Raw genomic sequence first — 12,234 nt, 5'->3', positions numbered from 1 at the left:
ACCATGACAAGCATCGGCATCAATTTCAATTCACGGCAACTGAACCTGGACGAAGGAACCACCCTTCGCGAATTCATCAGCACGCAAATCGGCAAGGAACTGGACGCCAACTCGGTGGCCGCTGACGGCAGCAAGCTCGGAGTTGCCGCCGCCGTCAATGGCGCTGTCGTTCCACGCAGCGCCTGGAATAGCTACCTGCTGGCCGAAGGGCACAGCATTGAACTCGTTACCGCGGCCCAGGGAGGCTAGGCATGGAAACGCGCAACATCACCGAGCTGGACATCCACAGCGACCCATTCCAAATCGCCGGACGCTCCTTGTCCTCGCGCCTGATCCTCGGCACCGGGGGAGCGAGTTCGCTGACCACCCTGGAAAGCGCGCTGCAGGCCTCCGGAACGGAGCTGACCACCGTGGCCATCCGCCACTTTTCGGCGGCCGGCGCAGGCAACGTGTATGAACTGCTGCAGCGCAACAACGTGATTGCGCTGCCCAACACCGCTGGATGCTTCACCGCCCGCGATGCGATCCTCACCGCGCACCTGGCCCGTGAAGCTCTGGAAACCAATTGGATCAAGCTCGAAGTCATTGCCGATGAGCACACGCTGCTGCCGGACCCGCTGGAACTGCATGCGGCCACCGAGCAACTAGTGGCCGACGGGTTCCAGGTTTTCGCCTACACCAATGATGATCCGGCACTTGCCCAGCGCCTGCAGGACGCCGGGGTTGCGGCAATCATGCCGGCCGGAGCACCGATCGGCTCGGGCCTGGGGATCCTGAATCCGCACAATATTTCCACCATCGTCTCGCGCGCGCAGGTACCGGTGATCCTTGACGCCGGGGTGGGCACCGCCTCGGATGCGGCCCTGGCCATGGAGCTCGGCTGCGACGCGGTGCTGCTGGCCAGCGCGGTGACCCGGGCGCACAACGCGCCGCTCATGGCCAGGGCCATGAAGGATGCCGTGCGTGCCGGGCGCGCCGCGCGGCTCGCTGGCCGGATCCCGCGCCGCGATACCGCACTGGCCTCCTCGCCGGCCGAAGGCATGATGCAAACCCTGGTCGGTGACTTCTCGTGAGCCGGGAAGCCTTGGTAGCACCCGGCGCGGAGCTGGAACCGGAAGAGCTGGCGCGCTATTCCCGGCACTTGTCCTTGCCCGGGGTGGGAGAAGAAGGGCAACGCCGCATCGCCAACGCCAAGGTGCTGGTTATCGGAGCCGGGGGCCTGGGCAGTCCCATTGCCAGCTACCTGGTCGCTGCGGGAATCGGCACCCTCGGGATCATCGACGATGACACCGTCGAGCTGTCCAATCTGCAACGACAAACCATGCACCGGCAACAGGATGCAGGGCGCCTGAAAGTGGATTCGGTGCGGCGGATGGCCCACGAGCAGAACCGGAACGTCCAGATCATCACCGTGGATGAAAAGCTGGATGAATCCAACGCAGTGGCGCTATTCAGTGAATACGACTTGGTCATCGACGGCAGCGACAACTTTGCCACGCGGTACCTGTCCAATGATGCCGCGGAAATCACCGGCACCCCGCTGGTGTGGGGAACCCTCTTCCAGTTCTCCGGGCAGGTGTCCGTCTTCGATCCGCGCACCGGCCCGATGCTGCGTGATCTTTTTCCTGAAATCCCCGACGCGGACTCCGTGCCCAGCTGTGCCGAAGGAGGAGTCTTCGGCGCACTGTGCGGCGTTATCGGTTCGGTGATGTGCGCCGAAGCCCTGAAGCTCATTACCGGAATCGGGACCACACTGAGCGGCAAGCTCTGGCTCTATGATGCGCTGGAAGCCAGTGTGCGGACCCTCGATTTCGTCAGGGATCCGCAACGTGAGCCGGTGACCGGGCTGGGGGAGTACCTGCCGGTTTCCTGCGCTGCCGAAGGGCATGTCCCGGAGCTCACGGTTCAGCAGCTAGCGGAGCTGGAAGCGGACGAACCGGTATTGCTGGTGGATGTGCGCGAATCCTGGGAGCGCGACATCATAGCGATCCCGCACAGCCAGCACCTCCCGCTCGCGCAGCTCAAAGAACGGGGTCTGGGAAAGCTCGCGCACAGCGCTTCGGCGGTCGTATTCGTGTGCAAAACCGGTGCCCGTTCGCAGCAGGCGGCGCGGATCACCATGTCCGGTCGGGATGCAGGCATTGCGGTCTACAGCCTTAGCGGCGGAACCGTGGAATGGGCCAGGCAAGTGCGGGGCCAGCAGGTGGCCTACTAGGGCTCAGGCGCATCTTTGGCGCGCAATTCACCGGTGGGAGGCGAAGGCGCTCTGGCATACTGGCGCTATGACGTTGGGAAAGACGCTGGAGATCCGTGAATTGGAAAGCCAGGACGAACAGCAGGCAATCGACGCCCACCACTTGATGCTTCGCGAAGACTTCGAGTTCTTGCCAACTTGGTCTGCCGCCGAGGACTGGGAAGACTATATCTACCGGATGAAGGCAGGGCGCCGAGGCGAGCACATTCCAGAAGGCTGGGTTCGCTCGGCGCTGTTCGCCGCCTTTGACGATGGGGATCTGGTAGGTCGGGTTTCCGTCAGATATGAAATCAACGAGAGCCTGTTTCAGGTCGGCGGACATATCGGCTATGGTGTAATTCCCGAGTATCGTCGCCGTGGTGTGGCACAGGAACTGTGCAAATTCGGGTTGCAGGAACTTCGCGAATCAGGAATTGAACATGCGCTGGTTACCTGTGATTCCGATAACATCGGTTCAAAATCCACCATAGAAAAATGCGGCGGCTTGCTGGACGCTGAACTCCCGGAAATTGAAGTCAACTTTGGGCCTAGCAAGCTGCGTTTTTGGATGCCAACGCGGTCAATCCGCTGAATTCTTTGCGACTGATACATGAAATTCCTGTATGTTCTGACACAGATCAACAGACTATGAGTCTCGAGCGCGTAAACTGGATTGTTGGGTCGACTTTGGCCCCGACTCCACAGACCCAAATTTTCGAGCGGAAGTGAGCCTTCACGCATGTCAGCAAACACCATTACTCGCGATGAACTTCGCAATGTAGCCATCGTTGCGCACGTTGACCACGGCAAGACCACCCTCGTCAACGCCATGCTCCAGCAGACTGGCGCATTCGACAGCCATGGTGAAACCGAAGATCGCGTGATGGACTCAGGTGAGCTGGAACGCGAGAAGGGCATCACCATTCTTGCTAAGAACACCACCGTGTTCTACAACGGCCCAGCAGCCGAGGGCAAGAAGATGACCATCAACGTCATTGACACCCCAGGCCACGCCGACTTCGGTGGCGAGGTGGAACGCGGCCTGTCCATGGTTGACGGCGTGGTTCTGCTCGTTGACGCATCCGAGGGCCCGCTCCCGCAGACCCGCTTCGTGCTGCGCAAGGCATTGAGCGCCAACCTGCCAGTGATCATCGTGGTCAACAAGACCGACCGTCCCGACTCCCGCATCGATGGCGTCATCTCCGACTCCATGGACCTGCTGCTGGGCTTGGCTTCGGACTTGGCTGACGAAGCTCCGGATCTGGATCTGGACGCAATCTTGAACGTTCCTGTCGTCTTCGCCTCGGGCAAGGCCGGCTACGCTTCGATGAACCAGCCTGGCGATGGCACCCTGCCGGACAACGAAGATCTTGAGCCACTGTTCGAGACCATCATCAAGCATGTTCCTGCACCGACCTACACCGAAGGTGAAGTCCTGCAGGCCCACGTCACCAACCTTGACGCTTCGCCATTCCTTGGCCGCCTGGCGCTGCTGCGCATGATCAACGGCACCTTGCGCAAGGGCCAGCAGGTTAACTGGGCTCGCCAGGACGGCACCATGAAGCAGGTCAAGATCACCGAACTGCTGGCCACCCAGGGCCTGACCCGCGTTCCAGCTGACGAAGCTGGTCCAGGCGAGATCGTTGCAGTTGCCGGTATCGAAGACATCATGATCGGCGAGACCCTCACCGACCTTGAGAACCCTAAGCCGTTGCCATTGATCACCGTTGATCCACCTGCGATCTCGATGACCATCGGTATCAACACCTCGCCACTGGCTGGCAAGGTCAAGGGTGCCAAGGTCACCGCACGACAGGTCAAGGATCGCCTGGACAAGGAACTGATCGGCAACGTTTCGCTGAACATCCTGCCTACCGAGCGTCCAGATGCTTGGGAAGTCCAGGGCCGTGGCGAATTGGCACTGGCCATCCTCGTTGAGCAGATGCGCCGTGAAGGCTTCGAGCTGACCGTTGGCAAGCCACAGGTTGTTACCAAGATGGTTGACGGCAAGGTTCACGAGCCAATGGAACGCATGACCATCGACGTGCCTGAAGAGTACCTGGGTGCTATCACCCAGCTGATGGCATCGCGCAAGGGCCGCATGACCGACATGGCTAACCACGGCACCGGCTGGGTTCGCATGGAATTCATGGTTCCAGCACGTGGCCTGATCGGCTTCCGTACCCGCTTCATGACCGAAACCCGCGGCGCCGGCATTGCTGCTTCGCTGGCTGAAGGCTACGAGCCATGGGCAGGCCCAATCGAATACCGCATCAACGGTTCGATCGTTGCCGACCGTTCAGGCGTTGTGACTCCATTCGCGATGATCAACCTGCAGGAGCGCATGAACTTCTTCGTGAAGCCAACCGAAGAGGTTTACGAGGGCATGATCGTCGGCGAGAACTCCCGCGCCGACGACATGGACGTGAACATCACCAAGGAAAAGAAGCTCACCAACATGCGTGCTGCTTCCTCGGACTCGTTCGAGAACCTGACCCCACCACGTAACTTGACTCTGGAAGAGTCGCTCGAATTCGCTCGCGAAGACGAGTGCGTTGAGGTTACCCCGGAAGCCATCCGCATCCGCAAGGTTCTGCTGAACGCCAACGACCGTGCCAAGGCTACCCGTGCACGCGCTCGCTCCTAATAAGCGCAAATCCCTCGGCAGCAACTTCTCCGCGCTCTGGCGCGGTGTTGTTGCCGCCGTGGCAGCAGGATTATTCGGGACCGCAATCCACGCCTCCATCAGCTATGTCGGAAACGACATCCCGCTGGTTTGGGGTGTGGGTCTGGCCTGGCTCCTGCTCGGAGTTCTGGTGTACTGGGCTGCGGTGTCTTCATCGAAGCTGTGGGCCGGTGCACTGGGGTTCATCGGTTGCTATGTGACCGTTGGCCTGATTTCCTATGTGGGCGATGACCAGCTGATCTTGGGCATGGAGTACTACAAGTACCTGCCCGGGCCAACGCTGGCCTCGGCCTTGTGGATGTATGGAATGGTTATTCCATCGGTGATTGCCCTGCTGTGCTCCTTGCGAGTGCTGCGCAAGCAACAACGCCAGAACTGAAAACAGAAGGAGCTCTTCCCAACGGGAAGAGCTCCTTCTGTGTTTAATTAGGCGAAAAGCAGGCTACTGGTCTTTGCGCGCATTGCCGGTGATATCCAGGTGGTGGGCCAAGAACAACGAGGTGGCAACGCCGTCTGGATCCGGATCTCGCATCGCGTAGTCCTCGATCACAGCGCGCAGCCGGCTCATGAGATCCTTCTGGCTTTCTTCATTGAGCTTCAGGCCCAAGCGGATTACCTGTATCTCCTGGGGATCAAGTCCCTCGATTTCCTGCAGGAAGGTGTCCACCAGCATGGGGGCCGCGTCGGGAATGCGCGTGCCCCAGGACTGCTTGGTGCTGCGGTAGGGCACTTCTTTGGCGCCACGGTTGCCTCGGCGCGATTCTTCTGCCGCGAGGTAACCGTTGCTGACCAGGGTTCGCACGTGATGCAAGGAGGTGGCGGGATTCAAATCGAGAATGTCCGCAATTTCCTTGTTCGTTCGTGACTCATGGAGGCACAAGCGCAAGATGCGAAGCCTCAGCGGGGAGCTGAGAGCTCGTGCTCGCGATTGGACAAGTTTATCGGAGGGCATGGAAACAGCATACGCGAAAAGCGCTGAGTGATTGGCAGTTTCAAATCACATGTCGTCCCAAGCGGTATGGGTGTGCCCGCGGCAGCAACACCTGGAGGCAGGAAAATTGCGCGGCTTGCAGGCTGCTACTCGGCGCGAGGGGCACGGGGCCTGCGGCGCGTCGGAGCCGGCGGTACCCGCTTGGCGTGAGTGATCGCCGCGCGGGGGATGCATACCAGTTCAGCTCGGGTTTGGATGCTCACCGATTCCTCCGTCACTTCCTGCAACTCGCCCAGTGCATCGGAAAAATGCTCACCGGCCCGCCCGTCGGCCAAGCGGTAGCGGACAACAAGCCGTTCACCGGGCGTCACATCACTGAAATTAAGCATTTGGAAACGTCATCTTTTCGTAAGAAGAATTCATCTGGACCCCGGGAAGCTGAAATGTGAATGGTCGATTACGTCACAGCGAGCCAATGGGCGGTCCGATGCATGGGTATCAGGACTAGACTGTAGTTTGAGCTGGTAAAGGATTCAAAGAGCATCTGAGGAAACCACTAGCTCCTGTTGAAACCACCCAGTGCAAGGAAAGGTCTCGGCCCTCGTGACTTACATCATCGCTCAGCCGTGCGTCGACGTTAAAGACAAGGCGTGCGTCGAAGAGTGCCCGGTAGATTGTATCTATGAAGGTGAGCGCTCGCTCTACATTCACCCGGATGAATGCGTTGACTGCGGCGCCTGCGAACCTGTCTGCCCCGTTGAAGCCATCTACTACGAAGATGACGTGCCGGATGAATGGGCCGACTATTACAAGGCAAACGTCGACTTTTTCGACGAACTTGGATCCCCGGGCGGCGCCGCTAAAATTGGTAACACCGGCACTGACCACCCACTGATCAGCGCCTTGCCACCACAGAACCAAGGCTAGGTTTTCACTTTTATGCTTGAGCTCCCCGATTACCCCTGGAACCAGCTTGCCCCATACCGCGAGCAAGCATCCACGCATCCGGGGGGAATCGTGGACCTGTCGATCGGCACGCCGATCGATGGCACGCCGCAGCTGATCCAGCAGGCGCTGGCCGAGGCGGCGAACTCGCACGGATACCCGACCACGCACGGCACCATTGAAGTTCGCCAGGCCATCGTCGACTGGTTCGCCCGTCGCCGCAATGTCACCGGTTTGAGCACCGATGATGTCATGCCAACGGTCGGCTCCAAGGAAATGGTGGCATGGCTGCCGCTGTTCCTGGGCCTGGGTGCCGGCGACATCGTGGTCCGTCCAGAGATCGCCTACCCCACCTATGACATCGGCGCCCAGCTGGTCGGCGCGACCGCCATCGCCACCGACGACCTTTCGGAATTGACTGCTGAGCAGCGTGAACGCGTGAAGCTCATCTGGGTCAACTCGCCAGGCAACCCGACCGGCAAGGTCCGTGCTACCGCCGAGCTGGCAAGCATCGTGGCCCAGGCGCGTGAAATGGGTGCCGTCGTGGCCTCCGATGAGTGCTACGCCGAACTGGGATGGGATGAATACGAGGGCCAGGTGCCAAGCATCCTGGACCCGGCGGTCAACGGAGGAAACCTCGATGACCTGTTCGCCCTGTACTCGCTGTCCAAGCAGTCGAACCTCGCCGGATACCGCGCCGCTTTCGTTGCCGGCGCCCCGAACCTGATGCCAACTCTGGTCAACAGCCGAAAGCATGCGGGCATGATCGTGCCCGGTCCAATCCAGCACGCCATGGTGGTGGCATTGAATGACGACGAGCATGTTGCGGCGCAGCGCGAGCTGTACCGGGCACGCCGGGCCATGCTGCGGCCAGCGCTGGAGAACTTCGGCTTGGCCATCGATGATTCGGTGGCAGGACTGTACCTGTGGTGCACCGCTGGGCGGCCAAGCTTCGAAACCATCGGGGCGCTGGCGGAACTGGGCATCGTTGCCGGTCCTGGCGTCTTCTACGGCACCGCGGGGGAACGCCATGTACGCGTGGCCTTGACCGCCTCCGATGAGCGGATCGCGGCTGCCGTTGAACGGTTGAATTCTTCCGCCAACCGGTGAAGATGACACCCTAATTAGCTTGAATGGGTCAAATCGCGGTATGTTCTACGGTGACGACTGACCTTTCGGAACTACACGCTTTCCGGTTAGGAGATGCAATGACAGATACCACATCTGCACAGCTACACTTTGGAGAATCCAACCTCGAGCTGCCAGTAATTCAGGCAGCAGAGGGCAATGACGGATTTGGCGTAGCCCCACTTTTGAAGACTACCGGGAACGTGACCTACGATCCCGGCTTCATGAACACCGCGGCTACCAAGTCCGCGATTACCTACATCGACGGCGACGCGGGCATCCTGCGCTACCGCGGTTACCCAATCGAGCAGCTGGCCGAGAAGTCCAGCTTCATCGAGGTAACCTACCTGCTGATCTACGGCGAACTGCCGACTGCTGATCAGCTGGCCGAGTTCGACAATTCGCTGCGCCGCCATACCCTGCTGCACGAAGAGCTCAAGGGCTTCTTCGGCGGCTTCCCGCGCGACGCGCACCCGATGCCGGTATTGTCCTCGGCTGTTTCGGCCCTGTCGACCTGGTACCAGGATTCGCTGGATCCGAAGGATGACGCACAGGTTGAGCGTTCGACCCTGCGCCTGCTGGCAAAGCTGCCGGTATTGGCTGCGTACGCGCACAAGAAGTCCATCGGCCAGGCATTGCTGTACCCGGACAACTCGATGAACATGGTCGAGAACTTCCTGCGCCTGTGCTTCGGCACCGCTGCCGAGCCCTACCTTGCGGATCCGGATGTGGTCAAGGCCCTCGACTTGCTGCTGATCCTGCACGCTGACCACGAGCAGAACTGCTCCACCTCCACCGTGCGCCTGGTCGGTTCCTCCGAAGCCAACATGTTCGCTTCGGTTTCTGCAGGTATCCATGCACTGTCCGGCCCAGCCCACGGCGGCGCCAACGAAGCCGTGCTGAAGATGCTGCGCGAGATCCAGTCCTCCGGCATCTCCCCAGAAGACTTCATGCAGAAGGTCAAGAACAAGGAAGACGGCGTACGCCTGATGGGCTTCGGCCACCGTGTGTACAAGAACTACGATCCACGCGCCAAGATCATCAAGAAGACCGCTCACGACCTGCTGGCAAAGCAGGGCAAGAACGAGCTGCTTGAGATCGCGATGAAGCTGGAAGAGACTGCGCTGAATGATGAGTACTTCATCTCGCGTAAGCTCTACCCGAACGTGGACTTCTACACCGGCTTGATCTACACCGCAATGGGCTTCCCGGAGAAGATGTTCACCGTGCTGTTCGCCATCGGCCGTCTGCCAGGCTGGATCGCACAGTGGCGCGAAATGATCAAGGACCCAGAGCTGAAGATCGGCCGCCCACGCCAGCTGTACATGGGTGAAACCGCTCGCGACTATCCCGGCTACCAGGCCTAGGGCGAGTTTCCGGATCCCGGCGGCAGGACCTGTCTTCCCACACAAGTGGGGCGACAGGTCCTTCCCTGTTTTAAGCGGTACTTCGGGAGTATCCTATGAGGCAGAGGGAACGACAAGTGTGCCGAAGAGTCAGGTGGTATGCATGTACCAACGTCGTGGAAATAATTGGTCGCTAGCCATAAATACCAATCAGAATATGCTGATGGCGTTGTACCTGCGCGAACTGTCAGGCGTCCACCCCGCGGAGGCCGGACCCAATAGCCGGCTGGCTTCCAATATCAAGAACCGCAACAAGATCGACGACTCGCATGGACAGCTCAAGCAGGAATGGAGCTCCTGGTGGGATTCGCTGACCGCAATAGCGCCGGCCAAGGAGCCGGCGGCCAGCGATGCACTGATTGAACGGCTTCAAGACGACGGCTACCCGGCCCTGGCCCGGCTGGCCCGCGCGCACTACGGCCAGGCCACGGTTTTTGCCCAGCAGCATGCCCAGGACTTTGCAGAAAACAGTGGCAAGTACGTGCCGCACCGCATGGATGAGCTGGAAAGAATCCTCATCGACCACGGGGTGGAGCACGGCATGCAATCCACCCGCCAGGAAATCCAGCTCATTGACGTGCCCCTGGACGAGCCCAGGGCATGGCTGACCGGCACGGCTACCATCGTGGCCAGTACGTCGCTGCTACGCGACTCCAAGGCCTTCCACGGCTTCATCCAGCCGATGGTGACCATCATCTTCCCCGGCGGATAGCCCAGCAATAAAAAACTGGCAGATCACTTCCGTGATCTGCCAGTTGGACTGCAGGGCAAGAACTAGTTGGCGTGCAGTGCGCTGTTCAGCTCAACGGTCTGGCCGGCGCGCGGCAACGCCTCAACGGCGCCGGTGATGGAATTGCGGCGGAAGAGCAGGTTCGGCACGCCGGAAAGCTCCAGCGCCTTGACCTGCTTCTCGCCCAGAACCACACGGGTGCCGGCGGTCACATACAGGCCAGCTTCCACTACCGAGTCGTCACCGATGGAAATGCCTACACCGGCGTTGGCGCCCAGCAGTACGCGTTCGCCAATGACAATGCGCTCCTTGCCGCCACCGGAGAGGGTGCCCATGATCGAGGCGCCGCCGCCGACATCCGAACCATCGCCGACAACGACCGAAGCGGACACGCGGCCTTCCACCATCGAAGTGCCCAAGGTGCCGGCGTTGAAATTGACGAATCCTTCATGCATGACGGTGGTGCCTTCGGCCAGGTGGGCGCCGAGGCGCACGCGGCCAGCGTCGGCAATGCGCACGCCGGCTGGGACCACGTAGTCGACCATGCGCGGGAACTTGTCCACGCCGTACACGGTGACCGCTCCACGGGCGCGCAGCTTCAAGCGAGTCACCTCAAACCCCTCTACCTGGCAAGGCCCGGAGTTGGTCCACACGACATTGGCGAGGTGGCCGAAGATGCCGTCGAGGTTGATGCTGTTCGGCTGGACCAGACGGTGCGAGAGCAGGTGCAGGCGCAGCCACACATCGGCGGTGTCAGCTGGTGCTACATCAAGATTAATGGTCAGTGAAACGACCTTCTGGGTGGTGCCGCGGGCTGCATCGTCCTGCGCGGCGGCAGCGAGTTCACCGGAGAGCCCTTCAGCCTTGGCGAGTTCGCCCAAGACTGGAGCCGGGTACCAAACATCAAGGATCGTTCCATCGGATGCGACCGTTGCCAGGCCATGGGCTGAGGCTAAACGGACAGATGATTCGCTGGATGTCACAGATTCTGAAGTCATACACTGATCGTATCTTTGTTGCCCGGAGTAACGTTGATAAATGACAAAAAAGTGAAGCTAGAGACTCAGGACGTAGCCAGCCGTGAACGAATTGGACCTGCAGCAAGACGTTGCCCTGCTTACCGAGCAGATCATGAACATTGAATCCGTTTCCGGCAACGAGCAAGAGCTGGCCGACAAGGTGCACCAGGCGCTGCGGAAGCTGGCGCACCTTGAGGTGCACCGGGACCAGGACGCCATCGTAGCGCGCACCAACTTTGGCCGCGAACGCCGCGTCGTGCTGGCCGGGCACCTCGATACCGTGCCTTTGCCGCGCACCGAGGGCGCCAAGGGCACCGTGCCCGCAGAAGTCATCGACGGGGTGCTCTATGGCCGTGGTGCCACGGACATGAAAGGCGGGGTCGCCGTGCAGCTTGCGCTGGCTGCAGAACTGACTGAGGCCAAATACGATATCACCTACGTCTTCTACGACCACGAGGAAGTAGAAGCAGCCAAATCCGGTCTGGGCCGCCTGGCCAAGAACAGCCCGGAACTTTTGGAGGCCGACTTCGCGATCCTGCTGGAACCGACCGACGGCACCGTCGAAGGCGGTTGCAACGGAACCAGCCGCTTCGTCATCCGCACCCGCGGCAAGGCAGCCCACTCGGGACGTGCCTGGATGGGGCATAACGCGATCCACGATGCGGGGGAGATCCTGCAGCGCTTGGCTGCCTACCAGCCCCGGACCATCACCGTTGAAGGCTTGGACTACCGTGAAGGCATGAACGCGGTCCGTGTTGCCGGCGGCATTGCCGGCAACGTGATTCCCGATTACTGCGAGGTGGAAGTGAACTACCGCTTCGCTCCGGACAAGACACTGGCCCAAGCTGAAGCCGTGGTTCGTGAGCTTTTCGACGGCTTCGACATTGAACGCACCGATGGCGCTGATGGCGCCAAACCCGGTTTGGACCAGGAGATCGCCGCAGACCTGATCAAGGTACTGGGCCAGGAACCGAAGCCGAAGTACGGATGGACCGATGTTTCCCGCTTCTCCGCCCTGGGCATCTCTGCCGTGAACTTCGGCCCGGGCGATGCGCTGCTGGCGCACAGCGATGATGAGCATGTGCCGCAGCAGGCCATCCGCGATTGCCTGCAGACCCTGCGCACTTGGTTGGGCTAGCGCAGAGGCTGGGATGAT

The 12,234-nt window shown here is 60.5% G+C and carries 14 protein-coding genes; 11 read left to right on the top strand and 3 right to left on the bottom strand.

Annotation, left to right across the window (positions count from 1 at the left end; genetic code table 11):
• Nucleotides 1-3 precede the first annotated feature (3 nt).
• The 6 genes from thiS (at nucleotide 4) to ACWICV_RS05285 (ending at nucleotide 5,298) form a co-directional block, all read left to right on the top strand.
• A complete protein-coding gene (thiS, locus tag ACWICV_RS05310) occupies nucleotides 4-249 on the top strand; it encodes a sulfur carrier protein ThiS (protein ID WP_105657546.1) in 246 nt (81 codons plus the stop codon).
• Nucleotides 250-251: 2 nt separating this feature from the next.
• Nucleotides 252-1,073: a thiazole synthase gene (locus tag ACWICV_RS05305; protein ID WP_402470685.1), complete on the top strand. Its 822-nt coding sequence runs from the start codon at nucleotides 252-254 to the stop codon at nucleotides 1,071-1,073.
• The gene (gene moeB, locus ACWICV_RS05300) at nucleotides 1,070-2,215 is read left to right on the top strand and encodes a molybdopterin-synthase adenylyltransferase MoeB (protein WP_402470687.1); all 1,146 of its coding nucleotides are present in this window, start codon (nucleotides 1,070-1,072) and stop codon (nucleotides 2,213-2,215) included. Before ACWICV_RS05305 ends, moeB begins: the two co-directional genes overlap by 4 nt.
• Before the next feature lie 67 nt (nucleotides 2,216-2,282).
• Nucleotides 2,283-2,825, top strand: coding sequence for a GNAT family N-acetyltransferase (locus ACWICV_RS05295; protein ID WP_400288368.1), 543 nt, complete (start codon nucleotides 2,283-2,285; stop codon nucleotides 2,823-2,825).
• Between the two features lie 147 nt (nucleotides 2,826-2,972).
• A complete protein-coding gene (gene typA / locus ACWICV_RS05290; protein ID WP_105657542.1) occupies nucleotides 2,973-4,880 on the top strand; it encodes a translational GTPase TypA in 1,908 nt (635 codons plus the stop codon).
• Nucleotides 4,861-5,298 carry a hypothetical protein gene (locus tag ACWICV_RS05285; RefSeq protein ID WP_105657541.1) on the top strand — a complete coding sequence of 146 codons (438 nt, stop codon included), beginning with the start codon at nucleotides 4,861-4,863 and terminating at the stop codon, nucleotides 5,296-5,298. Before typA ends, ACWICV_RS05285 begins: the two co-directional genes overlap by 20 nt.
• A 63-nt stretch (nucleotides 5,299-5,361) precedes the next feature.
• Here the strand turns inward: ACWICV_RS05285 and ACWICV_RS05280 are convergent, their stop codons facing one another.
• Nucleotides 5,362-5,871: a helix-turn-helix domain-containing protein gene (locus tag ACWICV_RS05280; RefSeq protein WP_105657540.1), complete on the bottom strand. Its 510-nt coding sequence runs from the start codon at nucleotides 5,869-5,871 to the stop codon at nucleotides 5,362-5,364.
• 125 nt (nucleotides 5,872-5,996) lie between these two features.
• Nucleotides 5,997-6,239, bottom strand: a complete 243-nt coding sequence (locus ACWICV_RS05275; protein WP_400288366.1) for a putative acetyltransferase — start codon at nucleotides 6,237-6,239, stop codon at nucleotides 5,997-5,999.
• Nucleotides 6,240-6,453: 214 nt separating this feature from the next.
• Here ACWICV_RS05275 and fdxA point away from each other — a divergent pair, with 214 nt between their 5' ends.
• The 4 genes from fdxA to ACWICV_RS05255 all read left to right on the top strand — a co-directional run bounded on the left by fdxA (nucleotide 6,454) and on the right by ACWICV_RS05255 (nucleotide 10,041).
• Nucleotides 6,454-6,777, top strand: coding sequence for a ferredoxin (fdxA, locus tag ACWICV_RS05270; protein ID WP_013349521.1), 324 nt, complete (start codon nucleotides 6,454-6,456; stop codon nucleotides 6,775-6,777).
• A gap of 12 nt (nucleotides 6,778-6,789) precedes the next feature.
• On the top strand, nucleotides 6,790-7,905 hold the full coding sequence (gene dapC / locus ACWICV_RS05265) for a succinyldiaminopimelate transaminase (RefSeq protein ID WP_454090647.1): 1,116 nt from the start codon (nucleotides 6,790-6,792) through the stop codon (nucleotides 7,903-7,905).
• A gap of 98 nt (nucleotides 7,906-8,003) precedes the next feature.
• Nucleotides 8,004-9,290, top strand: coding sequence for a citrate synthase (locus tag ACWICV_RS05260; RefSeq protein WP_105657537.1), 1,287 nt, complete (start codon nucleotides 8,004-8,006; stop codon nucleotides 9,288-9,290).
• Nucleotides 9,291-9,492: 202 nt separating this feature from the next.
• Complete coding sequence (locus tag ACWICV_RS05255) at nucleotides 9,493-10,041, top strand: hypothetical protein (RefSeq protein ID WP_133833694.1); 549 nt, start codon at nucleotides 9,493-9,495, stop codon at nucleotides 10,039-10,041.
• 62 nt (nucleotides 10,042-10,103) lie between these two features.
• Here ACWICV_RS05255 and dapD read toward each other — a convergent pair whose 3' ends face one another.
• Entirely contained in the window at nucleotides 10,104-11,057 is a 954-nt protein-coding gene (dapD, locus tag ACWICV_RS05250) for a 2,3,4,5-tetrahydropyridine-2,6-dicarboxylate N-succinyltransferase (RefSeq protein ID WP_402470695.1), read from the bottom strand.
• Nucleotides 11,058-11,139: 82 nt separating this feature from the next.
• On the opposite strand from dapD, the gene dapE reads away from it, so the two are divergent.
• Entirely contained in the window at nucleotides 11,140-12,216 is a 1,077-nt protein-coding gene (gene dapE / locus ACWICV_RS05245; protein WP_402470698.1) for a succinyl-diaminopimelate desuccinylase, read from the top strand.
• Nucleotides 12,217-12,234: the final 18 nt, after the last annotated feature.

The sequence above is a fragment of the Glutamicibacter sp. NPDC055354 genome (assembly GCF_053644955.1).
Note: the sequence above shows the minus strand (reverse complement) of the source record. Positions and strands in the feature narration are given on the sequence as shown.

Excerpts from the sequence above, each read along its gene's own strand:
- ACWICV_RS05280 (WP_105657540.1), bottom strand. The coding sequence starts at position 5,871 with ATGCCCTCCGATAAACTTGTCCAATCGCGAGCACGAGCTCTCAGCTCC.
- thiS (WP_105657546.1), top strand. The coding sequence starts at position 4 with ATGACAAGCATCGGCATCAATTTCAATTCACGGCAACTGAACCTGGAC.
- typA (WP_105657542.1), top strand. The coding sequence starts at position 2,973 with ATGTCAGCAAACACCATTACTCGCGATGAACTTCGCAATGTAGCCATC.
- dapD (WP_402470695.1), bottom strand. The coding sequence starts at position 11,057 with ATGACTTCAGAATCTGTGACATCCAGCGAATCATCTGTCCGTTTAGCC.
- ACWICV_RS05275 (WP_400288366.1), bottom strand. The coding sequence starts at position 6,239 with ATGCTTAATTTCAGTGATGTGACGCCCGGTGAACGGCTTGTTGTCCGC.
- dapC (WP_454090647.1), top strand. The coding sequence starts at position 6,790 with ATGCTTGAGCTCCCCGATTACCCCTGGAACCAGCTTGCCCCATACCGC.
- ACWICV_RS05295 (WP_400288368.1), top strand. The coding sequence starts at position 2,283 with ATGACGTTGGGAAAGACGCTGGAGATCCGTGAATTGGAAAGCCAGGAC.
- ACWICV_RS05260 (WP_105657537.1), top strand. The coding sequence starts at position 8,004 with ATGACAGATACCACATCTGCACAGCTACACTTTGGAGAATCCAACCTC.
- ACWICV_RS05305 (WP_402470685.1), top strand. The coding sequence starts at position 252 with ATGGAAACGCGCAACATCACCGAGCTGGACATCCACAGCGACCCATTC.
- ACWICV_RS05255 (WP_133833694.1), top strand. The coding sequence starts at position 9,493 with ATGGCGTTGTACCTGCGCGAACTGTCAGGCGTCCACCCCGCGGAGGCC.